23 protein-coding genes and 2 pseudogenes are annotated in these 25838 nt (G+C 58.1%); 11 read left to right on the top strand and 14 right to left on the bottom strand.

The features are described from left to right. Window positions 1–55: 55 nt before the first annotated feature. Entirely contained in the window at window positions 56–793 is a 738-nt protein-coding gene (locus tag ACYZUA_RS04620; protein ID WP_461962238.1) for a substrate-binding periplasmic protein, read from the bottom strand. A gap of 180 nt (window positions 794–973) precedes the next feature. Between ACYZUA_RS04620 and ACYZUA_RS04615 the strand changes: the two genes are divergently transcribed. After that, entirely contained in the window at window positions 974–1426 is a 453-nt protein-coding gene (locus ACYZUA_RS04615) for a GNAT family N-acetyltransferase (RefSeq protein ID WP_461962237.1), read from the top strand. A 209-nt stretch (window positions 1427–1635) separates the two neighbouring features. Here the strand turns inward: ACYZUA_RS04615 and ACYZUA_RS04610 are convergent, their stop codons facing one another. From ACYZUA_RS04610 to ACYZUA_RS04600, 3 genes are read right to left on the bottom strand one after another with little or no spacing between them, the layout of a single operon-like run. Continuing rightward, on the bottom strand, window positions 1636–1932 hold the full coding sequence (locus ACYZUA_RS04610) for a winged helix-turn-helix domain-containing protein (protein ID WP_008151963.1): 297 nt from the start codon (window positions 1930–1932) through the stop codon (window positions 1636–1638). Window positions 1933–1963: 31 nt separating this feature from the next. Further along, on the bottom strand, window positions 1964–2455 hold the full coding sequence (locus ACYZUA_RS04605; protein WP_008151965.1) for a M48 metallopeptidase family protein: 492 nt from the start codon (window positions 2453–2455) through the stop codon (window positions 1964–1966). Between the two features lie 45 nt (window positions 2456–2500). Further along, the gene (locus tag ACYZUA_RS04600) at window positions 2501–4624 is read right to left on the bottom strand and encodes a putative bifunctional diguanylate cyclase/phosphodiesterase (protein WP_461962236.1); all 2124 of its coding nucleotides are present in this window, start codon (window positions 4622–4624) and stop codon (window positions 2501–2503) included. 324 nt (window positions 4625–4948) lie between these two features. On the opposite strand from ACYZUA_RS04600, the gene ACYZUA_RS04595 reads away from it, so the two are divergent. The 3 genes and pseudogenes from ACYZUA_RS04595 to ACYZUA_RS04585 all read left to right on the top strand — a co-directional run bounded on the left by ACYZUA_RS04595 (window position 4949) and on the right by ACYZUA_RS04585 (window position 8001). Then, complete coding sequence (locus ACYZUA_RS04595) at window positions 4949–5617, top strand: polysaccharide lyase family 7 protein (RefSeq protein ID WP_461962235.1); 669 nt, start codon at window positions 4949–4951, stop codon at window positions 5615–5617. A 679-nt stretch (window positions 5618–6296) separates the two neighbouring features. Further along, window positions 6297–6590, top strand: coding sequence for a fructose-bisphosphate aldolase (locus ACYZUA_RS04590; RefSeq protein WP_461962234.1), 294 nt, complete (start codon window positions 6297–6299; stop codon window positions 6588–6590). Window positions 6591–7314: 724 nt separating this feature from the next. Then, a pseudogene (locus ACYZUA_RS04585) lies at window positions 7315–8001 on the top strand (transposase). 696 nt (window positions 8002–8697) lie between these two features. Here ACYZUA_RS04585 and fba read toward each other — a convergent pair. The 6 genes from fba to tkt all read right to left on the bottom strand — a co-directional run bounded on the left by fba (window position 8698) and on the right by tkt (window position 15060). Then, window positions 8698–9762, bottom strand: a complete 1065-nt coding sequence (gene fba / locus ACYZUA_RS04580; protein WP_046045276.1) for a class II fructose-bisphosphate aldolase — start codon at window positions 9760–9762, stop codon at window positions 8698–8700. Between the two features lie 256 nt (window positions 9763–10018). Then, the gene (locus ACYZUA_RS04575; protein WP_223431203.1) at window positions 10019–10351 is read right to left on the bottom strand and encodes an MliC family protein; all 333 of its coding nucleotides are present in this window, start codon (window positions 10349–10351) and stop codon (window positions 10019–10021) included. 56 nt (window positions 10352–10407) lie between these two features. Further along, entirely contained in the window at window positions 10408–10629 is a 222-nt protein-coding gene (locus ACYZUA_RS04570) for a hypothetical protein (RefSeq protein WP_218536731.1), read from the bottom strand. 34 nt (window positions 10630–10663) lie between these two features. After that, window positions 10664–11827 carry a phosphoglycerate kinase gene (locus tag ACYZUA_RS04565; protein WP_218440363.1) on the bottom strand — a complete coding sequence of 388 codons (1164 nt, stop codon included), beginning with the start codon at window positions 11825–11827 and terminating at the stop codon, window positions 10664–10666. Window positions 11828–11852: 25 nt separating this feature from the next. Next, a complete protein-coding gene (epd, locus tag ACYZUA_RS04560; protein WP_461962233.1) occupies window positions 11853–12914 on the bottom strand; it encodes an erythrose-4-phosphate dehydrogenase in 1062 nt (353 codons plus the stop codon). A gap of 148 nt (window positions 12915–13062) precedes the next feature. After that, window positions 13063–15060: a transketolase gene (gene tkt, locus ACYZUA_RS04555; protein WP_461962232.1), complete on the bottom strand. Its 1998-nt coding sequence runs from the start codon at window positions 15058–15060 to the stop codon at window positions 13063–13065. A 273-nt stretch (window positions 15061–15333) separates the two neighbouring features. Between tkt and ACYZUA_RS04550 the strand changes: the two genes are divergently transcribed. The 4 genes from ACYZUA_RS04550 to ACYZUA_RS04535 all read left to right on the top strand — a co-directional run bounded on the left by ACYZUA_RS04550 (window position 15334) and on the right by ACYZUA_RS04535 (window position 19878). After that, on the top strand, window positions 15334–16329 hold the full coding sequence (locus ACYZUA_RS04550; protein WP_056739026.1) for an ArsR/SmtB family transcription factor: 996 nt from the start codon (window positions 15334–15336) through the stop codon (window positions 16327–16329). Window positions 16330–16347: 18 nt separating this feature from the next. Continuing rightward, entirely contained in the window at window positions 16348–17538 is a 1191-nt protein-coding gene (gene metK, locus ACYZUA_RS04545; RefSeq protein ID WP_461962231.1) for a methionine adenosyltransferase, read from the top strand. A gap of 172 nt (window positions 17539–17710) precedes the next feature. Next, complete coding sequence (ligB, locus tag ACYZUA_RS04540; protein WP_461963874.1) at window positions 17711–19384, top strand: NAD-dependent DNA ligase LigB; 1674 nt, start codon at window positions 17711–17713, stop codon at window positions 19382–19384. A gap of 98 nt (window positions 19385–19482) precedes the next feature. Further along, complete coding sequence (locus ACYZUA_RS04535) at window positions 19483–19878, top strand: DUF1090 domain-containing protein (RefSeq protein WP_461962230.1); 396 nt, start codon at window positions 19483–19485, stop codon at window positions 19876–19878. Window positions 19879–19893: 15 nt separating this feature from the next. Here ACYZUA_RS04535 and ACYZUA_RS04530 read toward each other — a convergent pair whose 3' ends face one another. After that, window positions 19894–20343 (bottom strand): c-type cytochrome, encoded by a 450-nt coding sequence (locus ACYZUA_RS04530; RefSeq protein ID WP_461962229.1) that lies wholly within the window; start codon window positions 20341–20343, stop codon window positions 19894–19896. 128 nt (window positions 20344–20471) lie between these two features. Between ACYZUA_RS04530 and mltA the strand changes: the two genes are divergently transcribed. After that, on the top strand, window positions 20472–21656 hold the full coding sequence (gene mltA / locus ACYZUA_RS04525) for a murein transglycosylase A (RefSeq protein WP_461962228.1): 1185 nt from the start codon (window positions 20472–20474) through the stop codon (window positions 21654–21656). 146 nt (window positions 21657–21802) lie between these two features. Here mltA and ACYZUA_RS04520 read toward each other — a convergent pair whose 3' ends face one another. Both ACYZUA_RS04520 and ACYZUA_RS04515 read right to left on the bottom strand, forming a co-directional pair. Next, complete coding sequence (locus tag ACYZUA_RS04520) at window positions 21803–22186, bottom strand: MAPEG family protein (protein WP_461962227.1); 384 nt, start codon at window positions 22184–22186, stop codon at window positions 21803–21805. 40 nt (window positions 22187–22226) lie between these two features. Beyond that, window positions 22227–23060, bottom strand: coding sequence for an EamA family transporter (locus ACYZUA_RS04515; protein WP_095127118.1), 834 nt, complete (start codon window positions 23058–23060; stop codon window positions 22227–22229). A gap of 288 nt (window positions 23061–23348) precedes the next feature. Here ACYZUA_RS04515 and ACYZUA_RS04510 point away from each other — a divergent pair, with 288 nt between their 5' ends. Both ACYZUA_RS04510 and ACYZUA_RS04505 read left to right on the top strand, forming a co-directional pair. Then, window positions 23349–24518 (top strand): MFS transporter, encoded by a 1170-nt coding sequence (locus tag ACYZUA_RS04510; RefSeq protein ID WP_461962226.1) that lies wholly within the window; start codon window positions 23349–23351, stop codon window positions 24516–24518. Window positions 24519–24655: 137 nt separating this feature from the next. Then, window positions 24656–24919: pseudogene (locus ACYZUA_RS04505) on the top strand (cation:proton antiporter domain-containing protein); the annotation flags it as partial. Here the strand turns inward: ACYZUA_RS04505 and ACYZUA_RS04500 are convergent. Further along, on the bottom strand, window positions 24920–25807 hold the full coding sequence (locus ACYZUA_RS04500; protein ID WP_461962225.1) for a formate/nitrite transporter family protein: 888 nt from the start codon (window positions 25805–25807) through the stop codon (window positions 24920–24922). It lies immediately after the preceding pseudogene. Window positions 25808–25838 lie beyond the last annotated feature (31 nt).

Below are 25838 nucleotides of genomic sequence, written 5' to 3'. Positions count from 1 at the left end.
AAATCCTGTGGGAGCGAGCCTGCTCGCGATGAGGCCATCAGCAACACCACAAAGCTTACATCCCATGTTGCTTCATCAACCGCTGATAACTCCCATCCACTTTCATTGCCGCGATCTCGCGGTCGAAACCGGCGACGATCTGTTCATGCCTGGGGTTCTTCAGGCTGACCAGGATGTGCAGGCTGTTCTCGCTCAATGGCTTGGGCAAAAACTCCACGGCATTGCGCACCTTGGCTGATTCCCGGGCCAGGTAGTAACGCGCGACGTATTCGTCTTCCAGCGTCAATTTGACCCGGTTGGCGGCGACCATGCGCACCGCCATGGAAAAGCTGTGCACCGGGACTTTCTGCAGCGATACGTCGTCATCGAACTCTGGCGAATAGGCATAACCGCGCACCACCGCAATCGGGTAGGTATGCAGTTGTTGCAGGTTGTTGTATTCGATCGGCGTGTCTTTGCGCTTGAGAAAGCGCACTCGGTTGAGCAGGTATTCGCCGGAAAACTGGCCAAGTTTCGTACGATCTTCGGTGTACCAGGCGTTGACCAACACGTCGTATCGACCCTCGCCTACCCCCAGCAAGGCCCGCGCCCACGGCACTTGTTCAAAGTCACTGGCATAACCGGCCCGGGCCAGTGCTGTGCTGACGATGTCTGTGGCCAACCCACCGTTGACCAGCGTGGCGTCGGTAAAGGGCGGCCAGGCATCGGCGACCAATCGCAGCTTTTCCGCTGCCGCGCTTTGAGTCAGCAACAGCAACCCACTCAAAGCAAAGGCTCGATGCAATCGCGGCATGCTAGAAAATCCTTAGCGGGCGGGACGCCCGACGGCGCTTCATCCCAGATTACACAAACAAGACAAGGCCGAGCGAAATGAATGATGGCATTTTGGCCTTTGTCACAGATTTCTCTGCCATACAGACATCTTTCGCCTGGGCGCTTAGTATCGGAGCGACGATGTTCAAGGAGTGTGAAGATGACAATCGATTGGGTCTGCAAACACCACAGCGATCTGGGCAAAGAGCAGCTGTACGCCATTCTGCAGCTTCGTGCAGAGGTGTTTGTCGTTGAGCAGAAATGCGTCTATCAGGACATCGACGGCCAGGATCTGGAAGGTGACACCTGCCATTTGATGGCTTGGGACGGGGATCGGCTGGTGGCGTACCTGCGGTTGCTCGACCCGGAGTTGCAGGGTGGCGACGTGGTGATCGGGCGGGTGATCATTGCGCCTCAAGCGCGCGGTACAGGGCTTGGGCATGAGTTGATGGCGCAAGCGTTGAAACAGGCTGAAAAGCGCTGGCCTGAAGTACCGATCTATCTCTCGGCCCAGGCGCATTTGCAAGGGTATTACGCTCAATACGGATTTGTGGTGGCGGGCGAGGAATTTCTCGAGGATGACATTCCGCATATCGGGATGCGCCGGGTTTGAGACTTGCGACAGGCTCTGGAATCACCCCCTCACCCTAACCCTCTCCCCAAGGGGCGAGGGGACTGGCCGATGTGTTATGTAGAAAATTGGCGACTTGAACTACCGAGTCGAACTCAGGATTCGAAAGGCTTGAAGATCTGCTCCCTTTCCCCCTCTCCCCATTGGGGAGAGGGCTGGGGTGAGGGGGCGATCTAAAGCGAATCCAACAATCAGGGGTACTCAAGCACCGCTTTGATCTGCCGAAGATTGCGCTCGATCCATCCCCGATCTATCGCCCCCCACTCTCGAATCCGATAACGCCCGGCATGGTTGCGCGCACCCTCTTCCTGCTGAAACTCGCAAACAATGTCCAGATCCGCCAATGCTGCGATGGTGTCCTGCGCCGTACGCCGGGGCATGCCGGTGACTTCGGTCAACGCCGGGACGCTACTGGCCAACCCGCTATCAATCAGGTACGCCACGTACAACCGACGATAGAAGCTGCTCTTGGTCTTGCTTACATCCATCTAAACACTCCCGGTTGCGATATTTTGATCTCTATTGCATATCCCGCCACGTCAGGTACACCCGCACATCGAACTCCACCTGGTGATACCCCGGCAACATGTGTTCGCAAAGCTTGTAGAACGCCTTGTTGTGATCCGACTCTTTGAAGTGCGCCAGTTCATGCACCACGATCATTTTCAGAAACTCGGCAGGTGCATCCTTGAACAATGACGCAACCCGAATTTCTTTCTTGGCCTTGAGCTTGCCGCCCTGCACCCGGGATATCGCGGTGTGCAATCCGAGGGCGCGGTGGGTCAGGTCGAGGCGGTTGTCGAACAGCACCTTATCGATGGCCGGAGCGTTGCGCAGGTATTCCTGCTTGAGGTCCAGCGTATAGGTGTACAACGCCTTGTCGCTCTGTACCCGGTGTTTTTCCGGGTAACGCTGGCTCAGGTAATCGCCCAGCCGACCGTCGGCGATCAGCTGGCGCACTTGGTCCTGCAGCGCGGCGGGATAGGCCTGGAGGTATTTCAACGCGGTCATTGGGGCGGCAACACGATTCACCAAAAGGTCGCCAGTGTAGCGAATTCAGCCGGTCAGCGTGTTCCAGTCGAACGGCCGCACAAAGTCGCCGACGTCCTCGGCCATCATCGGCCGCGCGACCAGAAACCCTTGCACGTACTCGCAACCATTGGCTTGCAGCCACCGATATTGCGCAACGGTTTCCACCCCTTCGGCAATCACCAGCATCCCGTACTCCTTGCACAGCTCGATCACATTGCGCACCAGCGCCGCATCGCGTGAGGACTCCAGAAGCCGGCCAATCAAATGCCGGTCGAACTTGAGCGTATCCAACTCCAGATCCCGCAGATGAGACAACGAACACGGCCCGGAACCAAAGTCATCCAGGGCCACTCGCACACCCAGGTTACGCAGCAGGCGCAGCTGTTTACGGGTTTCCTCGGGGTTTTGCATCAAGGCCTCTTCGGTGACCTCGACTTCCAGATGACGCGCCTGCAAACCATGGCGCTCCAGCACCTGGCGCAACTCAGTGACCAGATTGGGCATGCCGAACTGCGTACTGCTCAAACTGACGCCCAGCACCAAATCGTCGGCAAACAAGGATTCCCAGGCTTTTCGCTGGCTGGCCCCTTGTTGATAGATCCAGCTGCCCAGGCGACTGATCAACCGCGCCTCTTCCAGCAATGGCAAAAACAGCCCCGGCGGTACATCGCCGACGCTCGGGTGCTGCCAGCGAATCAGCGCTTCGAACCCGCGAATCTGCCCATTGGCAATGGCCACCTGAGGTTGATACACCAAATTGAAATCACGGTTCTCGATCGCCGCGCGCACACTTTCTTCGAGCATCAGTCGCGAGCGTGCCCGGCCGTTCATTTCGTGATCGTAGTAACGATATTGCTGACGACCGGCGCGTTTGGCTTCATACATGGCGATGTCCGACGCGCGCAGCAAGCCGTCAAGATTGGAACCGCAATCCGGGTACGTCGCAATGCCGATACTGGCGCCCAACGCGATATCCAGACCATCGATCTGCTGACAGATCGACACCCGCTCAATCAGCTTCTCGGCAATTTTTGCCGCTTGCTCGGGGAACTCCAGATCCAGCAACGCGGTGAACTCATCACCGCCCATGCGCGCCAGAATATCGAAGGGCCGCAGACAGGCCTTCAACTGCTCGGACACCCACCGCAGCACCCGGTCGCCGGCATCGTGACCGAGGGAGTCGTTGACCCGTTTGAAGCCGTCGAGGTCCAGATACAGCAGCACCCAGGCGCTGTCGGAGCGGTCGCCACGCAGCAGCAGGTTTTCCGCCGTCTGGTAAAAGCCGCGACGATTTAGCAGCCCGGTCAATGGATCAGTAACGGCCTGGAACTCCAGTTGCTGATGCAGATGGCGCACCACCGACATATCCAGCACCGTCACCACCATCGCCTGTTGTTCGCTGGGCAACGGTGCGCAAGACAGCGCCACGGGCACCTGCTGGCCGGGTGCCGTACGCAGCGATGCATCATGCAGTCGCAGGGTTTCGCCACGTTTGTAACCGGCGAACAGCTCGGAGTCACCCCAGATCGGGATGTGCGGATTTTGCAGGAAATCCAGGAATTCTTTGCCTTGCAGGTCTTGCAACGTGGCATTGAGCAACCGCGACATCGCCGGATTGGCAAAGCGGATCAGACCGTCCTCACCGACCACCAGAATGCCTTCGGCGGCATTGTCGAGCACCGAAGCATTAAACGCGCGTGCGACCTCCAGATCGTGGCTCAGGCGCTGCAACGCACGGCGATTACGCTGATGCTCGAGCAGCGCCTGGACTTTGGGTTTGAGAATTTGCGGGTCGAACGGTTTGAACAGGTAATCCACCGCACCACTGGCATAGCCCTTGATCACGGCGTCCTGGGACTGTTCGTTGGCGGTAAGGAAAATGATCGGGGTGAGGCGGGTTCGTTGGCTGCCACGCATCAGGCGCGCCACTTCAAAACCGTCCATGCCCGGCATCTGCACATCCAGCAGCACCAGGTCGACATCGTGTTCAAGTAACAGACTGAGCGCCTCGAAGCCCGAGGCGGCGGTCATGACCTGCCAGTCCTGGCGCTGCAACAACGCGCGCATGCTGATCAGGTTTTCAGGGTAATCATCGACGATTAAAAGAATTGAGGGGCCTTCAGCTGGCGTGGGTTGCGCGCATTCCATGCTGCTTCTCTTATGCGGGACGTCAGGCCGGTTTCTCGTGAAAACCGGACAAATACTAAGCCTTCACTCTAGACCGGGTTCCGCAAAAGCAGAAGCTATCAGTACGCCATCATTTAACCAAAGCGTCCATTTGCCGACTAACGGTCGACGCCACAGGCCCCTGAAACCGGGAAAGATGGCCTTTTAACAGGATTTTGACGTCACCCGTTTGTCATTTACGCATTAACAAATTGAACTCCTGCGATTATAAGGATTGCCCCCAAGGTGCGTGCTAGAGCTTCTGGCACGTGCGTGCAGCAAAAAAATCCGTGGAAGCTTTTGTCTATGATCGATCTCGCAACCTGGAACCTCAGCGTTCCCGTCGGCAATCCGCCGTACACCGTTGAAACGTCAAAACTGGTGGATGGCTTCAAGGATAAATACTTCCACTCCGACACCGGCACCTTGTTTTTCTGGACCCCGGTCACCGGTTCTACAACTGAAAACGCAAAGTATCCCCGCACCGAACTTCGCGAAACCTACAGCAATGGCACCCTGAAAAACTGGCGCTACCCGGACGCCGACAACTCCCTGCGTGCCACCCTGGCGGTGAACCAGGTACCGACCTCGGGCAAGATCGTCATTGGCCAGATCCACGCCTATGAAAGCCAGAAGCCCATGGTGAAGCTCGAGTATCAGTACTCGACCAGCACGCAGTCAGGCAACATCGTCGCCAAGGTTCGTATGCGCCCTGATGACGATGACGCACGGACAATCACCCTTGCTACCGGGGTGAAACTGGATCGGGAGTTCAACTACCTCATCCACCTGAGCCCAGGCGGCGCGCTGGGCATCAGTGCGGCGGGCTACCAGTGGGACACCGAAATCAGCAAGACCTGGAGCGTCAAGCCGCTGTACTTCAAGGCCGGGGCGTATGTGCAGGACAACACCGGGTACACCAGCGAAGGCGGGAAAGTGACGTTCAGCAAGCTGGATATTGATCACGACAGATAACCCCCCACACTCCGGAACGCTCCCAAGAACAACTTGATCTCTGTAGCAGCTGCCGAGCCTGCGAGGCTGCGTCCGAGGACGAAGTCCTCGCAAGCCCGATGAACCCGGTCTTCCTGAATAAATGGGGTGTCAGATTTACGACCGCTGCGTCCGAACGCGACCGGTGAGCCGAACGCAGCCTCGCCAGCTCGACCGCTGCTACAAATCCCAGCGTCCGAAAACCTCGTAGGACTCCTCCGATCGTGGCGAGGGAGCTTGCTCCCGCTGGGCTGCGAAGCAGACCCAAACCCTGCTACGCAATTTCCTCAGACACACCGCAGTGCCCGGTATTATTGCCGCTACCCCACCGAACGAGACCAAACCGTCTAGCCACATGACCGGAAAGGCGTCCTACAGCCCGGTTGCAGCCACCCGAATCGCGGCCTAGAGTGGGCCTGTCGCTGACATCGTTAGCGATAGGGTTTCGCAGCCCTAACGATACGTGTAGTAACCTAGCGCCTCGAAAATGACGGGCGCACTAGCACCCGTCCTCCTTTTTTATGGTGGCTGTGTGTGGGAGACCTCCGGGTCTGCCGGGTTCCTCGTATCCCTGGTCTGCGAACCCGCTCACAGCTACCACCCATTTCGTTTCGCAGCGAACGGCAGTAGCTCTTCTTTTGGATTCGAGGAAGATTTACTTATGAAAATGAACAATCCGCCCCGCCGCTTCACCCCCATGTCCCAATTCGCCACCGAGTACCCCGTCCTGCTCATCGACAGCGACGCCCCGCTACGCGAACTCCACAACTGCGTCAGCGAACGCCTCAACGCCGCCCTCAAATACCTCAACCTCATGGCCTGCACCAGCCTCCCCGACTACTCCGAGAACGACATCAACACCGTCACCAACATCGCCTTGATCCTGATCCGGGATGTGCATGATGTGTTTCGGGTGATTGAACAGCGCGGGTTTGAAACACCCACAGTTCAGTAGCCGACAGGCAATAAAAAACCCGCATTTACTGCGGGTTTTTTGGACGAACTTCTACCTGGATTCTTTCGGAAGTGTGAAGGGGGCAGGTTTTTTGCCGTTTTCGCTCTCACCCAAAAGGGGTGGTACAGGTATTGTGTAAGGTGCAGGCTTTTTACCATCTGGCTTTAGATCCTTCGTACTCATAATTGCGTACTCCATCACGTGGTTGATTTTTTGTGTTCATTTTGAGATGAAAATAATCAGCTCGAGGCAGATCAATTTAGCCTACTACTTCTTATTACATTTTTCAGGATTATAATTCTCCTTAGTGCATTCAGCAGCAAATACAGTTTTTGAAGAACGCCCTATGGAGTCATAAGATGCGCGCTGAGCTGTATCATTAGCAAGAGCCAATCCGCTCGCGACGGACAAACTCATTACTACAAAAAACATTGCAGTTATTTTTTTCATAATTCACCTTAATCTCCAGACCAAATATTATAAAGGGACAAAAGACAATAAAGAGAGAAAGGGGACAGATTTATTAATCCACTTAACTCTGGGTTGCGCCTTCAACAATAGGTAGCAGCCAGCATTAAGTCACCTGTAATAAATGACAGTTTTTAATACGCCTTTGCGATAACAGATATAACTTTAAAGAAAAACACTTGAAACAGCTTTCCGGCAGGAGCACGTCTATTTGCTGCTACGCTTCCCCCATCACTACAAGGAAGTAGGAGGCTATATGCCCAGGATGGGACGAATTGTATTGCCTAATTATCCGCATCATGTCGTGCAACGCGGCTACAACAGGCAGGCTGTGTTCGCCGAACCAGAAGACTTCAAGCGCTACCTCGAAGATCTGCGAGAGCTCAAAACGCTATTCGACGTCAAAGTCTATGCCTTCTGCTTGATGACCAATCATGTCCATCTGTTGCTAGCACCGGGAGACTCCGCTGCGGGTCTCGGGCAATTGATGAAAGGCCTGGCGGGCCGCATGACGCGTTGCTGGAGGGACGCTCCGGCACCTTGTGGGAGAGTCGATACAAATCCAGCGTGGTTCAAACAGACACCTATTTGCTGGCTTGTAGTCGATACATCGAACTAAACCCGGTGCGAGCGCAAATGGTTCAGCATGCGCAAGATTACCCTCGGTCGAGCTTGCACCTGCGCCTCAACGAAACCGCAGACGACCATTGGCTGGATGAAGATCTTTGCTTCAACGAACTCGGTAAACCCATTCCGAACGCCTTGCTCGCTATACCTCATTTATGGAACAGGCGGTTCCTTCCTCAAAATGCAGTTGATCAGAGGCGCCCACCAGCGCGGCCGATTGACGGGCAATCCTCGATTTATAGACGAGATTGAACAAATCACTGGATTGCGAATATCGCATCGAGCGCGCGGCAGGCCTGCGAAACAACTCGAATAGAAGTACTAGGGGACAATTAAATAGATCTGTCCCAGATCTGTCCCCTTTTATTCCGCTTTTCCTTTTCCGTTTTTTATTAGCTATAACAATAATGCATTTTAATTATAAAAAACTGTCAACTTTAACAGGTTCGGTAATCCATTAAACCCCCTAGGCTTCCGTACGCAGCACTGAGAATTATCAAACACACACTTATCAGTCTTTTAACCATCTGAAAAGGAATACGATTATGGGTGCTCTCGTTGGGACATATTTTGGCGCTAACGGCCCAGACCAAATTTATCTATACGTCCATCAAAGTGACGACATTGGCGGGGCTGTAAATGCAACTGCCAGCATTACCGGACAAACTGGCACACTCACAGGAAGACAAGTAATCGGCGGGACTACGACGACAATCATGCTAAATGGAAACATAGGTCAAAATTCTGAAAGCTGGACATTTAATACTTCGGACTTTAGAACTCTAAGTGGAGGTCGTAATTTCGCAGGTCCCAACGGTGTCTGGACCTATCAAGGCTTCGGACTTGGTCGGACGGCTTAATTCACAATAGACGTAGAGGTGTAATTCCGGTATACGCATGCTGTTTTGTATGCGCCAAGCCTTATGGGCGTTAATGGCATATTGCATTTGAACTACAATACAAAAAACCCGCCTCTCGGCGGGTTTTTTAATGCGACTCAAACACTAAAGCCTTAGTTAACCTTAGCGTTCAACTCACCCTTCAAATACCGCTGATACATCGCTTCCAACGAGATCGGCTTGATCTTCGAAGCATTACCGGCAGTACCAAACGCTTCATAACGTGCGATACACACATCACGCATCGCCGTCACGGTTGCGCCGAAGAATTTACGCGGATCAAACTCGCTCGGGTTGGTGGCCATCAGGCGACGCATCGCACCGGTGGACGCCAGGCGCAGGTCGGTGTCGATGTTGACCTTGCGCACGCCGTGCTTGATGCCTTCGACGATTTCTTCAACCGGTACGCCGTAGGTTTCTTTGATGTCGCCGCCGTACTGGTTGATGATCGCCAGCCAGTCTTGCGGAACCGAAGACGAACCGTGCATCACCAGGTGGGTGTTCGGGATGCGTTTGTGGATTTCTTTGATGCGGTCGATGGCCAGCACGTCGCCTGTAGGCGGCTTGGTGAACTTGTACGCGCCGTGGCTGGTGCCGATGGCGATGGCCAGGGCGTCGACCTGAGTGCGTTTGACGAAGTCAGCGGCTTCTTCCGGGTCAGTCAGCATTTGGCTGTGATCCAGAACGCCTTCGGCGCCGATGCCGTCTTCTTCACCGGCCATGCCGGTTTCCAGTGAACCCAGGCAGCCCAGCTCGCCTTCTACCGATACGCCGCAGGCGTGAGCCAGGGCTACAGTTTGTTGGGTGACGCGGATGTTGTAGTCGTAGTCGGTCGGGGTCTTGCCGTCTTCGCCCAGGGAACCGTCCATCATCACCGAGCTGAAGCCCAGTTGGATGGAGCGCTGGCAGACGTCAGGGCTGGTGCCGTGGTCCTGGTGCATGCACACCGGGATGTGCGGGAATTCTTCGATTGCCGCCAGGATCAGGTGACGCAGGAACGGTGCGCCGGCGTATTTGCGAGCACCGGCCGAAGCCTGGACGATCACCGGGGAGTCAGTCTTGTCAGCGGCTTCCATGATGGCGCGCATCTGCTCAAGGTTGTTGACGTTGAAGGCTGGAACGCCGTAGCCGAACTCGGCTGCGTGGTCCAGCATCTGGCGCATGCTGATAAGTGCCATTGTGTGTGTATCTCCCGGTTGAGGGTCGTTAATCGTGCCAGCCTGCCGTAGCGGCGGCGGCTATTCAAGTTATTGCAGATCGGGGGTCAGCCCGGCCTGCGAATTCGGTACGACAAAAATTCTGAGAACTGACGCTAACTCCTGTAGGAGCCGAGCTTGCTCGCGATATCGATTTAACTGCCAACACATGTGTTGAATGTGCTGGCCTCATCGCGAGCAAGCTCAGCTCCTACAGGTTTAGCGTCGGCCCCGTGTGTTACTGCGCTTTGCAACCGCGGCCGATCAAATCATTGGTGGCGACCCAGTACACCAGGCCTTCCTCACCTTTTACGTGAAACGCCAGCATGTCATTGCTGTACAGCGAACCTTCGGCGCCCGGCTCATGCTTCAAGCGGTAGACCTGATCGGCACCGCCCAGGCGGACGTCGACTTCCTTGCGGCTTTCGTCGGTGTAGCGCCAGAGCACTTTGGCCTGACTGTCGCAGGTCCAGGTGGTCCAGCTGTCCGTCGATTCGGCAGGCTTGAACAGGTTCAAATTAGCGCAACCTGCCAGCAGAGCCAGTGCCGTAACGGCGATAAAACCTTTCATCCATGTTCCTCGACTGACGGCGCATGCCGCCAGCCCTGAGTAAAGTGTCAGACCCGTCAAGGGCAACCATGTTCCTTGGCCGGGGTCTGTGTCTCGTATTTGTCCAGGCCATCAGGCCCGGAACGCTTGTTGATCACCGGGTTGGTTTCGGCCTGCCAGTCGGCCTGGTAGCAGCCTTTGTCCTGTTCAGGTGTCTCGGGTACCTTCGGGGCTTTCGGGTTACTCCCGCAAGCTGCCAGCGACCCCGCGATAACCAACAGCGCTAATGTTTTGACCATCTGAACACTCCTTTGCCTGGTCAAATGGGCGGCCTCAGGCCTTGGCCCGGCTTTCCAGGACTTCAACGGCCGGCAGGACTTTGCCTTCGACGAACTCGAGGAACGCGCCACCACCGGTAGAAATGTAGGAGATTTGCTCGGCAACGCCATATTTATCAATGGCGGCCAGGGTGTCGCCGCCGCCCGCGATGGAGAATGCCGAGCTGTCTGCGATGGCCTGGGCCAGGACTTTGGTGCCGTTACCGAACTGGTCGAATTCGAACACGCCCACCGGGCCGTTCCACAGGATGGTCTTGGACGACTTCAGCAGCTCAGCAAAATTCGCCGCGGTCTGTGGGCCGATGTCCAGAATCATGTCGTCTGCGGCCACATCAGCGATCAGCTTGACGGTAGCAGTGGCGCTTTCAGCGAATTCCTTGGCCACCACGACGTCGACCGGCAGCGGCACGCTGACCTTGGCGGCGATGGCGCGAGCGGTGTCCAACAGGTCCGGCTCGTACAGGGACTTGCCGACCGGGTGACCGGCAGCGGCCAGGAAAGTGTTGGCAATGCCGCCGCCGACGATCAGCTGGTTGCAGATCTGGCTCAGGCTGTTCAGCACGTCGAGTTTGGTCGAGACCTTGGAGCCGGCAACAATGGCAGCCATTGGCTGAGCCGGGGCGCCGAGGGCTTTGCCCAGTGCGTCCAGTTCGGCGGCCAGCAACGGGCCAGCGGCCGCGACTTTGGCGAACTTGGCCACTCCATGGGTCGAACCCTCGGCGCGGTGAGCGGTGCCGAAGGCATCCATCACGAACACGTCGCACAGGGCAGCGTATTGCTGGGCCAGTTCGTCAGCGTTCTTTTTCTCGCCCTTGTTGAAGCGCACGTTTTCGAACAGCACGATGTCGCCGGCCTTCACGTCAACGCCGCCCAGGTAATCGGCTACCAGCGGCACTTCACGCCCCAGAGCCTTGCTCAGGTAGTCAGCGACTGGCTTAAGGCTGTTCTCGGCCGAGAACTCGCCTTCGGTCGGACGGCCAAGGTGCGAGCAGACCATCACGGCCGCGCCTTTTTCCAGGGCCAGCTTGATGGTCGGCAGCGAGGCCAGGATTCGCGCATCGCTGGTGACAACACCGTCCTTGACTGGGACGTTGAGGTCTTCGCGGATCAGTACGCGCTTACCTTGCAGATCGAGGTCGGTCATCTTCAACACGGTCATGGGTCGCATTTCCTGGATAGCTGTTTTAGAGAGCAGGTTTTGGTTGTGGTGCAGCTGTTTGCAAATAGTGTTCTGCAACGTCCAGCATTCGATTGGCAAAACCCCATTCGTTGTCGAACCAGGCCAGGATGTTCACCAGCCGTGGGCCGGAAACGCGGGTCTGACTGGCATCGACGATGGCCGAATGTGGGTCATGATTAAAATCACAACTGGCGTGAGGCAACTCGGTGTAGGCCAGAAGGCCTTTGAGCGGGCCACTGGTGGCGGCCTCGCGCAAAATCCGGTTGACCTCGGTGGCGTCGGTATCGCTCACGGTCTGCATCGTAATGTCGAGGCAAGACACGTTAACCGTCGGCACCCGCACGGCTTTGGCCTGAATTCTCCCGGCAAGTTCCGGTAACAGGCGTTCGATGCCGCGCGCCAGACCAGTGGACACCGGAATCACCGACTGAAACGCCGAACGGGTGCGGCGCAAGTCTTCGTGATGGTAGGCGTCGATCACCGGCTGATCGTTCATCGCCGAGTGAATGGTGGTGATCGACACGTATTCCAGACCAATGGCCTGATCCAGCAGGCGCAACAGCGGCACGCCGCAGTTGGTGGTACAGGATGCGTTGGACACAAGCAACTCATCACCGGTCAGGCAATCCTGGTTCACGCCGTAGACGATGGTGGCGTCGACATCCGCCTCGCTGGCCATCGGCTGGGAAAACAGCACCCGCGGCGCGCCAGCGTCGAGGAAACGCTGGCCGTCTTCACGGGTGTGGTAAGCGCCGGAGCACTCCAGCACCAGATCGACGCCCAGCGACGCCCAATCGATGCCTTCGGGGGTGGCACTGCGCAGAACCTTCACGCAGTCACCATTAATATGCAGACAATCGCCGTCGACCTTCACTTCCCCGGGAAAACGCCCGTGAGTGGAGTCGAAGCGTGTCAGGTATTCGATGCTGGCCATGTCAGCCAGATCGTTGATCGCAACAATTTCAAACCCAGCCGTCGAGCCTCGCTCAAACAACGCACGCAAGACGCAACGACCAATCCGGCCGTAGCCGTTGAGTGCAACTTTGTAAGGACGCGGTTGAGGCATGGGGTTCTCTATACCTGAGGAATCCATCAACACATCGTTGACCGATATACCGTCATCGCGGGCAAGCCTTGCTCCTACAGGTCAACGTGATCTGTAGGAGCCGAGCTTGCTCGCGATGGCGTCAGAACAGGCAATACATTACCTGGACTTAGTCTTCCAGCAGCTCTTCAGCCTGACCCAGGATGTTTTCCAGGGTGAAGCCGAACTCTTCGAACAAGGCTGGCGCAGGCGCCGACTCGCCGTAGGTGGTCATGCCGATCACGCGGCCTTCCAGGCCCACGTATTTGTACCAGTAGTCCGCGTGCGAGGCTTCGATAGCGATACGGGCGCTGACCTGCAGCGGCAGAACCTCTTGCTTGTAGCCGGCGTCCTGAGCATCGAACACGCTGGTGCAAGGCATCGAAACAACACGCACCTTGCGACCCTGTTCGGTCAGCTTGTCGTAAGCCTGAACGGCCAGACCGACTTCGGAACCGGTGGAGATCAGGATCAGCTCAGGCTCGCCGTCGCAGTCCTTCAACACGTAACCGCCACGGGCGATGTCGGCGATCTGGAACGCATTGCGGGTTTGATGCTGCAGGTTCTGACGCGAGAAGATCAGCGCCGAAGGGCCGTCCTTGCGCTCCAGAGCCATTTTCCAGCACACCGCCGATTCAACGGCATCGGCTGGGCGCCAGGTGTCGAGGTTCGGCGTGCTGCGCAAGCTGGTCAGTTGCTCGATCGGCTGGTGAGTCGGGCCGTCTTCGCCCAGACCGATGGAGTCGTGGGTGTAGACGAACACGACACGCTGCTTCATCAGCGAGGCCATGCGCACTGCGTTGCGGGCATATTCCATGAACATCAGGAAGGTCGCGCCGTAAGGCACCAGACCGCCGTGCAGGGTCACGCCGTTCATGATCGCGCTCATGCCGAACTCGCGAACGCCGTAGTACATGTAGTTGCCGCTGGCGTCTTCAGCCGTAACACCTTTGCAACCTTTCCACAGGGTCAGGTTGGAACCGGCCAGGTCAGCGGAGCCGCCCAGCAGTTCAGGCAGCAGTGGGCCGTAGGCATTCAATGCGTTCTGGCTGGCTTTACGGCTGGCGATGGTTTCGCCTTTGGCAGCGACTTCAGCAATATAAGCCGAGGCTTTTTCAGCGAAGTCTTCCGGCAGTTCGCCGCTCAGACGACGAATCAGCTCGTTGGCCAACTCAGGGAACGCAGCAGAGTAGTCAGCGAAACGCTGATCCCACTCGGCTTCGGCGGCGCGACCGGTTTCCTTGGCGTCCCACTCGGCGTAGATATCGGCCGGGATTTCGAACGGACCGTGGTTCCATTTCAGCGCAGCGCGGGTCAGCGCGATTTCCGCGTCACCCAGTGGGGCGCCGTGGCAGTCTTCCTTGCCTTGCTTGTTCGGCGAACCGAAACCGATGGTGGTCTTGCAGCAGATCAGGGTTGGCTGTTCGCTTTTGCGCGCAGTTTCGATCGCGATCTTGATCTCTTCAGGATCGTGACCGTCAACATTGCGGATCACCTGCCAGTTATAAGCTTCGAAACGCTTGGGCGTGTCGTCGGTGAACCAGCCTTCGACTTCGCCGTCGATGGAGATGCCGTTGTCATCGTAGAAGGCGATCAGTTTGCCCAAGCCCAAAGTACCGGCCAGGGAGCCGACCTCGTGGGAAATGCCTTCCATCATGCAGCCATCACCCAGGAACACGTAGGTGTGGTGGTCGACAACGTTGTGGCCCGGACGGTTGAACTGCGCCGCCAGGACTTTTTCTGCGAGGGCAAAACCAACGGCGTTGGCCAAGCCTTGGCCCAGTGGACCGGTGGTGGTTTCAACGCCCGGGGTGTAGCCGAATTCCGGGTGACCCGGGGTGCGGCTGTGCAGCTGGCGGAAGTTTTTCAGGTCATCGATCGACAGGTCGTAGCCGGTCAGGTGCAGCAGCGAGTAGATCAACATCGAGCCGTGACCGTTGGACAGCACGAAGCGGTCACGGTCGGCGAACGATGGATTGCTCGGGTTGTGCTTCAGGTAGTCACGCCAAAGTACTTCGGCGATATCCGCCATACCCATAGGGGCACCGGGATGGCCGCTGTTGGCTTTTTGCACGGCATCCATGCTGAGGGCACGAATGGCGTTGGCACGCTCACGACGGCTGGGCATCGCTGTTCTCCTGCGGATATTGAATCGAGAGTGAATAAAACGAATCGGAAAAAAGGCGAGCATTTTCCCTCACCCACCCGCCTCGGGGCAATGACAGATAGTCATCTGAAGGCGTTTTTCCGGTGGATAAAGTCGCATTCGCCTGATGAAACCTTTCCGCTGACGATTTGTAGAGTGACCCTTTCCCCGAGAAGTGCCATCTATCGAGCAATATCAAAACTTTTTGATATTGCTCTTGCGGTGTTTTCCGACCGTCACTAGACTGCTGGCCTTATGAATTTACGTGTGCCTTCCATTCGACATGACGATTGCGATGAGCTGGCGGCCCTGTGCAAGGCCGGCGGCGACCCTCTGCGGCTGAATGTATTGCGCGCGCTGGCCAACGACTCGTTTGGCGTACTGGAGCTGGCGCAGATCTTTGGCATCGGCCAGTCCGGCATGAGTCATCACCTCAAGGTACTGGCCCAGGCCGATCTGGTGGCGACGCGCCGTGAAGGCAACGCGATTTTCTACCGTCGCGCCCTGCCCCACACCGACTTGCTGGGCGGCAAGCTGCATGCCGCACTGTTGGAAGAAGTGGACAACCTGACCCTGCCTGCCGAGGTGCAGTCACGGATCGCTCAGGTCCATGGGCAACGAGCGGCGGCCAGCCAGGACTTTTTCTCACGGGTCGCGGAGAAGTTTCGCGCCCAGCAAGACTTGATCGCCGGGCTGCCGCAATACCGCGAAAGCGTGGTGGCATTGCTCGACAAGCTAAGTTTCAGCGAAGGCGCCACGGCCATCGAAGTCGGCCCCGGCGACGGCGCATTTCTGCCGGAACTGGCGCGCCGCTTCACCCAGGTCACGGCGCTGGACAACAGCCCGGCGATGCTCGAACTGGCGCGCCAGGTTTGCGAACGTGAAACGCTGGCTAACGTCAGCCTGCAGTTGGCTGATGCATTGAACGGTGTCCGCCTCAAGGCTGACTGCGTTGTACTGAACATGGTGCTGCACCATTTCGCCGCGCCGGCCGAAGCACTCAAGCACATGGCCGACTTGCTGCAACCGGGCGGTAGCCTGCTCGTGACAGAGTTATGTAGCCACAACCAGAGTTGGGCCAGGGAGGCCTGCGGTGATCTCTGGTTGGGGTTTGAACAGGACGATTTGGCCCGTTGGGCCACCGCTGCGGGACTCGTTCCCGGGGAAAGCCTCTATGTAGGTTTACGTAATGGTTTCCAGATCCAGGTCCGCCATTTTCAGCGACCGGCTGGCGACACTCACCATCGGTAAATTCAGGAAAAAATCGAGATGAGCGAATACTCCCTCTTCACCTCCGAGTCCGTGTCCGAAGGGCATCCGGACAAAATCGCCGACCAGATTTCCGATGCTGTGCTGGACGCCATCATTGCTGAAGACAAGTTCGCCCGTGTAGCGGTCGAAACCCTGGTAAAAACCGGCGTTGCAATCATCGCAGGTGAAGTCACCACGTCGGCCTGGGTCGACCTGGAAGAGATCGTGCGTAACGTCATTCTGGACATCGGCTACAACAGCTCCGATGTCGGCTTCGACGGCGCCACTTGCGGCGTGATGAACATCATCGGCAAGCAGTCCCCTGACATCAACCAGGGTGTCGACCGTGCCAAGCCTGAAGATCAAGGCGCCGGCGACCAGGGCCTGATGTTCGGCTACGCCAGCAACGAAACCGACGTGCTGATGCCAGCACCGATCACCTTCTCGCACCAGTTGGTTCAGCGTCAGGCCGATGCCCGCAAATCCGGCCTGCTGCCTTGGCTGCGCCCGGATGCCAAGTCGCAAGTGACTTGCCGTTACGAAGGCGGCAAGGTTGTCGGTATCGACGCCGTTGTACTGTCGACCCAGCACAACCCTGAGGTGTCCTACAAAGACTTGCGCGAAGGCGTGATGGAGCTGATCGTCAAGCACGTACTGCCTGCCGAGCTGCTGTCCAAGGACACCCAGTTCCACATCAACCCGACTGGCCAGTTCATCATCGGTGGCCCGGTTGGCGACTGCGGCCTGACCGGTCGCAAGATCATCGTTGACAGCTACGGCGGCATGGCCCGTCACGGCGGCGGCGCGTTCTCTGGCAAGGATCCATCGAAAGTTGACCGTTCGGCCGCCTACGCCGGTCGTTACGTGGCCAAGAACATCGTGGCAGCCGGCCTGGCCGAGCGTTGCGAGATTCAGGTTTCCTACGCGATCGGTGTTGCTCAGCCTACGTCGATCTCGCTGAACACCTTCGGCACCGGCAAAATCAGCGACGACAAAATCGTCAAACTGGTTCGCGAAGTGTTCGACCTGCGTCCCTACGCAATCACCACCATGCTCGACCTGCTGCACCCGATGTACCAGGAAACCGCTGCGTACGGCCACTTCGGTCGTACCCCGGCAACCAAGACTGTGGGCGATGACACTTTCACCACCTTCACCTGGGAAAAGACCGACCGCGCCGATTCCTTGCGCGCTGCTGCCGGCCTGTAAGACTTCCCCGGCGGTACCAAAAGCCCTGCACGGTTCGCCGTGCGGGGCTTTTTATTGCGCGGAAATCTCATGATCTTCCTGCCTCTCGAAACACACCGAAAAACATCCTCGCTACCCACACCCGAAAGCTGACTAACCTTGAAAGCATTCTCCCTGAGCAAGGACGCTCATGATGCTTCTGCGCCTGTTTTTCTGTTTTTTCCTGACCTTTCTTTGCCTGAGTTCAAACGCTGCCGAGTGCCCCGACTGGCCACCCGCACGCGCCCTGGACGAAATCACGTCACTGCAGAAACAAATCGACCTCTGGGACGACAGCTATCATCGGGACGGCCGTTCATTGGTCGCCGATGAACTCTATGATCAGTCCCGTGCGCGATTGACCGAATGGCGCGCGTGTTTCGACCTGCCCCCATCCGCGGAACCGCTACGTATCGCGGGCGGCACGATGCCTCATCCCATCGCCCACACGGGCCTGGAAAAACTCCGCGATGGTCGCGCCGTCGAAGCCTGGCTAAAAGGACGGAGCGATGTCTGGATTCAGCCCAAGATCGACGGCGTAGCGGTGACGCTGATCTACCGCAAAGGCCAGCTGACTCAGGCAATCAGCCGCGGTGACGGAATAAATGGCCAGGACTGGACGGCTTCGGCACGCCAGATCGCCGCCATCCCCCAACAATTGCCAGAGCCGCTGGACCTGTTACTGCAAGGTGAACTCTATTGGCGCCTGACCGACCACGTACAGGCCCGCGCCGGCAGCCTCAATGCACGCGCCACAGTGGCCGGTTTGATGGCCCGCAAAAAGTTAAGCACTGAGCAAGCCGCCGGGATCGGCCTGTTTGTCTGGGACTGGCCCCAAGGCCCGGCCAGTTTGCCTGCCCGCATCGCAGTCCTGGATGAGTTGGGTTTCCCGAGCACCGCACCTTACAGTCACTCGATCAAGGAATTTGCCGACGCTGAACGCTGGCGCGATCACTGGTATCGCTCGCCCCTGCCCTTCACCAGTGATGGCATCGTCCTGCGCCAGGATCAGCGCCCATCCGCCGAGCGCTGGCAGGCTAAACCGCCTTATTGGAGCGTCGCCTGGAAATACCCTTTTGCCCAGGCCTTGGCCGAGGTGCGCAAGGTCCATTTCAAGATTGGACGGACCGGACGAATCACCCCGGTACTGGAATTGACACCGGTGATGCTCGATGACCGGCAGATCAAGCGAGTCAGCGTAAGCTCACTGCAACGCTGGGAAACACTGGATATCCGGCCCGGAGATCAGGTCGCCATCAGCCTGGCAGGCCTGACCATTCCCCGGCTTGACGGTGTCATGCTGCGCAGCACCCAACGCGCTGAATTGAGCGTACCGCTGGCGGAGGACTTTCATCATTTGAGTTGCTGGCAGCCGACACCGGGGTGCGAAAGCCAATTCCTCGCCCGACTGACCTGGCTCAGCGGCAAGCAGGGACTGGCCCTGCCCCATGTCGGCCCTGGCACTTGGGAGAAACTTTTCGAAACAGGCCGTCTGAATGGCCTGCTGGATTGGTTGACCCTCGATGCTCAAGAGCTTGCTAACATTGACGGCTTCGGCGAACGCAGCAGCGCTCGTCTTTTGAACAGCTTCAACAGTGCCCGACAACGCCCTTTCGCTCGCTGGCTCAAAGCCCTGGGTTTACCGCCGACCGGCCAGGCGCGGCTTGCCGACTCATGGCAGGAACTGGCACAACGAAATATCGAACAATGGCAGGCAGAAGCCGGCATCGGCCCGGGACGCGCAGCGCAGTTGAGCGCATTTTTCCGCGACCCGCAGGTCCTGGCCTTGAGTGAAACATTACGTCTTGCGGGGATTGACGGTTTTTAGCGGCCGGCGATGCCGCCAACCCGGGAACCCAATGGTGCCGCCGGGCTCAAACACCCCATCGTCACATCGACCCGACCGCTTTTTCACATGGAGCTTTTATGAAACTTCTTTCACCGCTCGCCCTGTTGACCCTTTGCAGTGTGCTGGCCGCTCCACTGATGGCCGCCGAAGAAGCTCCGGGCCTGACCGGCTGCGCCGCAAAGAAGCAGGGCATCATCAATCAGATTGAACTGGCCAAGTCTCATGGTAATGCCGATCAGCAGGCAGGCCTTGAAACGGCCCTGAGCGAAGTCACCGCTCATTGCACCGATGCTTCCCTGAAGAAAGAACGGGAGAACAAGGTGCTCGACGCCAAGCACGAAGTCAGCAAGCGTCAGGCTGACCTCGACAAGGCCATGAAGAAAGGCGACGCCGAGAAGATCAACAGGCGCAAAGACAAACTCGCCGAGTCCCGCAAGGAATTGCAGAACGCACTCGATGAACTGGATAAGTAAGGATCAGTTCAGGACTCAATGATCCCGGAACTCTTTATGGCAGGCACTGCAGGCATCTTCGACCTTCTGCACCGCCGGCCCAAGGTTACTGGCCTTGTAGGGCTGGACCTTGCTGGCAGTCACCAATTCACCGGTGGCGGCTTCAAGGGTGCGGGCCATGCCTTGGAAATGCTCCTGTTTCTGCCAGACATCGCTCTTGGCGCTGGTGTGGTCTTCTTCGCGCACCTGCGGAAAATGTTTCCAGGGTTCACGGGACAACGCATCGAGTTTCACGGCACCGTCAGCGAATTTCGGACCGTCAAACGGGATGCGACCACGCAACATGCCACCCAGGTCTTCGCCGATCTTGAGCATTTGCTTGAAGATCGCCTTGCGCTGACCCAGCGGCGAGTTGGGGTCGACACCACCACAGGCAGACAACGTCAGGCAGGCCAGCAATACAACAGTAAGTCTTTTAAGAGTCATGGTGGCTTCAGGTCACGGGAAACGGCGGCCAGTATCCTCGCGTCATCGGCAAAGACCAATAGCCCTATTATCAATCCGGGTTGTTTGAGCGCATGGAGCACTCAGGCAACCGACAAAGGAATTACTCCATGATCAGCCGTTTCAAGGCATGGCGTCACAACCTCGCCTGGACCCTTCCGATGGTGGCCGTGCTTGCGGGCTGCACCGGTGGCGACAATAACAAACCGAAAACCCACGCCCTGGCGACCTACTCCAGCGCCACGTGGGAAGCACTTCCGACGGTGTCCGACAACGACCTGGTCGCCGGCTTCGGTTCGTGGCGCAGCGCCTGCACCCGACTCAAAGCCGACCCGGTGTGGGGCTCGACGTGTGCGGCTGCCGCCAACGTGCCGCAAACCGCCAGCGACATTCGCAGCTTCCTCAAGCAGAATCTCGACGTCTACGGCCTGCGCGCCGCCAATGACAATCCCAACGGCTTGATCACTGGCTATTACGAGCCGGTCTACCCCGGCAGCCTGACCCAGACCGAAGTGGCAAACATCCCGGTGTACGGTGTGCCCGAGGACATGATCATCGTCTCTCTGGACAGCATTTATCCGGAACTCAAAGGCAAACGCCTGCGTGGACGACTCGAAGGTCGCGTGCTCAAGCCTTACGACGATGCGGCAGCGATTGAAACCAAAGGGGTCAAGGCCCCGGTTGTTGCCTGGCTGACCGATCCGATGAACCTGCAATTCCTGCAAATCCAGGGTTCGGGTCGTATCCAGCTCGACGACGGCCGCCAGTTGCGCATTGCGTATGCCGACCAGAACGGTCATCCGTATCGACCGATCGGCCGCTGGCTGGTTGATCAAGGCGAGCTGAAAAAAGAAGAAGTGACCATGGGCGCCATCAGCAATTGGGCCAAGGCCAATCCGACGCGCATTCCGGAACTGCTGGGCAGCAACCCCAGTTACGTATTCTTCACCCGCAACCCGGACAGCAACGAAGGGCCTCGCGGCTCGTTGAACGTACCGCTGACCGCCGGCTACAGCGCGGCGGTGGATCGCAAAGTGATTCCGCTGGGCAGTCTGTTGTGGTTATCGACCACTAAACCGGACGGTACCGCACTGGTACGCCCGGTTGCCGCTCAGGATACCGGCGGCGCAATTGCCGGCGAAGTCCGTGCGGACCTGTTCTGGGGTACGGGTGATGCGGCCGGGCAATTGGCTGGCGACATGAAACAGCAGGGGCAAATCTGGATGCTCTGGCCTAAAGGCGCAGCCCTGCCTCAAGTGCCGCAGGTGGCTGATGCGGCGAAGACCAGCCTCTGATATCTGTATCGGCGGTTAAATAGCAATCGCGAGCAGGCTCGCTCCCACATTTGGATCTCCAGTGAACACAGCATACGTGTACGACCGAGATTCAATGTGGGAGCGAGCCTGCTCGCGATGAGGCCCTCACAAACACCAACGTATTTTCAGACAGAAACCACAAAAAAACTGACGATCAACCCCATCCCCACCAACCACACCAGCGACCGCAAAATCGCCCAGTCCGCCAAGTAGCAAATGGTGTACAGCAGCCGACTGGTGATGAACAACACCGCCAGCACATTGATCGTCACCAGCTCGGCATTACCGGCCAGGTGCGCAACGATCACCGCCGCCGCGAACGCGGGAATCACTTCAAGACTGTTCAGATGCGCCGCATACGCGCGTCGGCCAAAACCATTCAGTGACTCAAGAAAGTCACGGGGGTCATGATTATCTTTCGGCCTGAACCCGCCGCTGGCCCTGGCGATGCCTGCGCAGACATAGGGCAGCAAAATCGCGATCAAAACGCACCACAGAGCAACCGTCATAACGCAATCCCTTCTTCAAATTTCAAGAGTCGAGCTCCAGTCAAAACTTCATCACCAGTATGCCGATCAGCACCAGCCCACAGGCTAAGAGCCGTGGCCTGCCGAAAGGTTCTTTCAGGTAACGCATGCCGAACAGCACCACCAGAATCACGCTGATTTCGCGCAATGCTGCCGCTTCGGCAATCGAACCCAGCTGCATGGCCCACAGCACCAGAGCGTAGCTGAACAACACGCAAAATCCGACCGCCAATCCCAGTCGCCACTGCTCACGCCAGAACAACATGAAGGCCGGGCGCTTACGCACCAGCGCCAGTAATGGGAACGGCCAGGCGCTGAGCAACGTGACCCACACCAGGTAATCCAGCGGATGTGACCAGCGCCGCAACGCCTGGCCATCGATGAAGGTGTAGCAGCCGATGCACAGGCCGATCAACGCCACCACCGGCAGCATCGACCACGGCAAACGCGCACCGCCTCCACCCTGCCAGAGCAGGCACAGCATGCCGAACGGGATCAGCAGAATCCCGAAGATCTGCTGGTTCGTCAGCACTTCCCCGGCAAAAATCAGCGTCAGTGCCAGCACCACCAGCGGCGACAAGCCACGCATCAGCGGATAGACCAGCCCGAGATCACCGACCCGATAGGCCTGAATCAGCAAATAGCGATAGAGCAATTCAAACGCCGCCGACGCCAGAATCCACGGCCAGATGTCCAGGGGTGGCAACGCCACGAACGGCAACATCAGCGCGACAAACAGCATCGCAACGCTGTCCATGCAGGCCACCACCAGCAGCCGTTCCGCACTGAATTTGATCAGGGTATTCCACGCCGCGTGCAACAGCGCCGCTACTAACACCAGTGCTGTTGCAAGCACGGCATACTCCTTCAGTTGACCGCCCCCTCCCCTGTAGGAGCACGGCTTGCCGGCGATGGCGTTCTTGAGATCGCCATCGCCGGCAAGCCGTGCTCCTGCAGAAAGCGGGGGGAGATAATTGATTCGCCATATGTCAGCAGCTGTTTATACTGCAAGCGACCACGCCGCACTCAGTTGCGCACAGACTAATTCCAATAAATTTTTGCCACCGCCCGCTCTCGTCGAGAACGGGCGTCGGCATGCGTATGCCTGATCAGAGCGTCAAGACTACCGACAGAGACCTTGCGCATGCCACTCGCCTTGTTTGCCCTCGCTGTTGCCGCGTTCGGCATCGGCACCACTGAATTCGTCATCATGGGCTTGCTGCCCGATGTCGCCCGCGACCTCGCCGTGAGCATTCCCCACGCGGGCCTGCTGATCACCGGCTACGCCCTCGGCGTGGTCTTCGGTGCGCCGATCCTCGCGATCGGCACCGCCAACATGCCGCGCAAAGCCACGCTACTGGGCATGACGCTGATGTTCATCCTCGGCAACATTCTTTGCGCATTGGCGCCGAACTACGCCACGCTGATGGCCGCACGAGTGGTCACCGCGCTCTGCCACGGCGCGTTCTTCGGCATCGGTTCGGTGGTCGCCGCCGGTTTGGTGGCACCGAACAAGCGCGCCCAGGCGATTGCGCTGATGTTCACCGGCCTGACCCTGGCCAACGTGCTGGGCGTGCCTTTAGGCACCGCGCTCGGGCAATACGCCGGCTGGCGCTCGACGTTCTGGGCGGTGTCGGTGATCGGCGTGATAGCCGCGATCGCGCAGTGGGTCTGGTTACCGAAGGACATCGCCATGGACAAGGCCAACCTCGCCAGCGAGTTCAAAGTACTGGGCAAGGTCAACGTGTTGCTGGCGCTGGGCATGAGTGTGCTGGCGTCGACCAGCCTGTTCAGCGTCTTCACTTACATTGCCCCCATCCTGCAAGACATCACCGGCGTCAGCCCGCATGGCGTGACCATCATGTTGCTGCTATTCGGGGTCGGACTGACGGCGGGTAGCATGCTCGGCGGTCGCCTGGCTGACAGTCGATTGCTGCCGTCGCTGGTGGGCATGGCGCTGGCCGTGCTGGTCGTGCTGGCCGCGTTCACACAGACCAGTCACTCGGTGATCCCGGCAGCGATCACGCTGGTGTTGTGGGGCATCTTCGCGTTTGCCCTGTGTCCGATTTTGCAATTGCTGATCATCGATCAGGCCCATGAAGCGCCGAATCTGGGTTCAACGTTGAACCAGAGCGCGTTCAACCTCGGCAACGCAGCCGGTGCGTGGATTGGTGGATTGGTCGTCGCCAGTGGTGCGGATCTGGCGGACTTGCCGTGGACCGGCGCGCTGGTCAGTGGCTTGACGGTGCTGACGGCGCTTTTCTACATCTATCTGCAACGTCGCGGTGTTGCTGCGGTCAATGTGTCCGGCTGAAAGATTGAATCGTTGCTGAAACCGATCGCGAGCAGGCTCGCTCCCACAGTTGATCTTCAGTGAATACAAAATTTTTAAACGACTGAGATCCAGTGTGGGAGCGAGCCTGCTCGCGAAGAAGTTGACGCGGTGTGACTGCCCCTCCTGAATCCCTGCTGCGGCGCTGGCGCACAGTGCCGCGCGGGACGATCCGGATTCTGACCTGGGGTGGTTTGCGCGGTGGTGTTTCGGTGGCCCTGGCCCTGGCCTTGCCGCTGGGTCCGGAGCGTGACTTGCTGCTGAGCATCGCCTACATCGTGGTGCTGTCGTCGATCCTGTTGCAGGGTTTGAGCATTGGCAAACTGGTCAAGCACGTGACCAAGGATGAGCCTGCGCCAGCGGCACAGGCCGAGCATCACTGACTACTTTTTGGTCTTCTGCGGATCAGGCTCCAGGCCTTGATCCGTAGACTTCTTCGGCGGCCCGCTCTCGCTGCGAATCTGCGCATGGCTGATCAGCGCGAAGATGAAGCTGCCGCCGATGATGTTCCCCGCCAGCGTCGGCCCGGCGAACACCAGCCAGAAATCCTTCCACGGCAACTTACCGGCAAACACCAGATACGAGACCTCGGCGGACCCAACCACGATGTGGGTGAAATCCCCCAGCGCCATGAGGTAGGTGATAAGGATGATGATCCACATCTTCGCGCTCTCCATGGACGGAATCATCCAGACCATGGTGGCAATCATCCAGCCCGACACAATGCCTTTGGCGAACATCTGGCTGGCGTCGTTCTCCATGATTTTGCGCCCGATATCGAGGAAGGCCAGGTCGGTCTTGCTGTCGAAAATCGGCAGATTCAGCATCACATACGCCACCAGCAACGTGCCGCAAAGGTTGCCCACCAACACCACCGACCACAGGCGTAGCAATCGACCGAAATTGTTCAGTGTGGGTTTGGTCATGATCGGCAGCACCGCCGTCAGGGTGTTCTCGGTGAACAACTGCTGACGGGCGAGGATCACCGCGAGAAAGCCTGCGCAGTAACCGAAACTGGCGATCACCTTGAAGCCTTCGCCGTCCGGCAGACGGGAATTGAGCAGCCCCATGGCCATCAGCGACAGGCCCATGGTCAGGCCGGCGGCCAGCGCCGACCACCACAAGGCGGCGACGCTGCGCTCGAGTTCCTGATCGCCCTGGGTGCGGATGATTTCATGCAGCACCGCCGCCCGCGGGGGCTGGCTCTTGTCGACGTCGTGCTGCTCTTCAGCCGAGAGGTTCGGGGTTTTTCCGTCTTTTGGCGCGTTCATAAAACTCCGGAACCCGTGGTGTGTGATGTAG

This window comes from Pseudomonas sp. LS2P72 (genome assembly GCF_054897865.1).
The sequence above is the reverse complement of the archived record's forward strand: the minus strand, read 5'-3'. Positions and strand labels throughout refer to the sequence as shown.

Coding starts and splice junctions, on each gene's coding strand:
- ACYZUA_RS04620 (WP_461962238.1), bottom strand. CDS start 793: ATGCCGCGATTGCATCGAGCCTTTGCTTTGAGTGGGTTGCTGTTGCTG.
- ACYZUA_RS04615 (WP_461962237.1), top strand. CDS start 974: ATGACAATCGATTGGGTCTGCAAACACCACAGCGATCTGGGCAAAGAG.
- ACYZUA_RS04610 (WP_008151963.1), bottom strand. CDS start 1,932: ATGGATGTAAGCAAGACCAAGAGCAGCTTCTATCGTCGGTTGTACGTG.
- ACYZUA_RS04605 (WP_008151965.1), bottom strand. CDS start 2,455: ATGACCGCGTTGAAATACCTCCAGGCCTATCCCGCCGCGCTGCAGGAC.
- ACYZUA_RS04600 (WP_461962236.1), bottom strand. CDS start 4,624: ATGGAATGCGCGCAACCCACGCCAGCTGAAGGCCCCTCAATTCTTTTA.
- ACYZUA_RS04595 (WP_461962235.1), top strand. CDS start 4,949: ATGATCGATCTCGCAACCTGGAACCTCAGCGTTCCCGTCGGCAATCCG.
- ACYZUA_RS04590 (WP_461962234.1), top strand. CDS start 6,297: ATGAAAATGAACAATCCGCCCCGCCGCTTCACCCCCATGTCCCAATTC.
- fba (WP_046045276.1), bottom strand. CDS start 9,762: ATGGCACTTATCAGCATGCGCCAGATGCTGGACCACGCAGCCGAGTTC.
- ACYZUA_RS04575 (WP_223431203.1), bottom strand. CDS start 10,351: ATGAAAGGTTTTATCGCCGTTACGGCACTGGCTCTGCTGGCAGGTTGC.
- ACYZUA_RS04570 (WP_218536731.1), bottom strand. CDS start 10,629: ATGGTCAAAACATTAGCGCTGTTGGTTATCGCGGGGTCGCTGGCAGCT.
- ACYZUA_RS04565 (WP_218440363.1), bottom strand. CDS start 11,827: ATGACCGTGTTGAAGATGACCGACCTCGATCTGCAAGGTAAGCGCGTA.
- epd (WP_461962233.1), bottom strand. CDS start 12,914: ATGCCTCAACCGCGTCCTTACAAAGTTGCACTCAACGGCTACGGCCGG.
- tkt (WP_461962232.1), bottom strand. CDS start 15,060: ATGCCCAGCCGTCGTGAGCGTGCCAACGCCATTCGTGCCCTCAGCATG.
- ACYZUA_RS04550 (WP_056739026.1), top strand. CDS start 15,334: ATGAATTTACGTGTGCCTTCCATTCGACATGACGATTGCGATGAGCTG.
- metK (WP_461962231.1), top strand. CDS start 16,348: ATGAGCGAATACTCCCTCTTCACCTCCGAGTCCGTGTCCGAAGGGCAT.
- ligB (WP_461963874.1), top strand. CDS start 17,711: ATGCTTCTGCGCCTGTTTTTCTGTTTTTTCCTGACCTTTCTTTGCCTG.
- ACYZUA_RS04535 (WP_461962230.1), top strand. CDS start 19,483: ATGAAACTTCTTTCACCGCTCGCCCTGTTGACCCTTTGCAGTGTGCTG.
- ACYZUA_RS04530 (WP_461962229.1), bottom strand. CDS start 20,343: ATGACTCTTAAAAGACTTACTGTTGTATTGCTGGCCTGCCTGACGTTG.
- mltA (WP_461962228.1), top strand. CDS start 20,472: ATGATCAGCCGTTTCAAGGCATGGCGTCACAACCTCGCCTGGACCCTT.
- ACYZUA_RS04520 (WP_461962227.1), bottom strand. CDS start 22,186: ATGACGGTTGCTCTGTGGTGCGTTTTGATCGCGATTTTGCTGCCCTAT.
- ACYZUA_RS04510 (WP_461962226.1), top strand. CDS start 23,349: ATGCCACTCGCCTTGTTTGCCCTCGCTGTTGCCGCGTTCGGCATCGGC.
- ACYZUA_RS04500 (WP_461962225.1), bottom strand. CDS start 25,807: ATGAACGCGCCAAAAGACGGAAAAACCCCGAACCTCTCGGCTGAAGAG.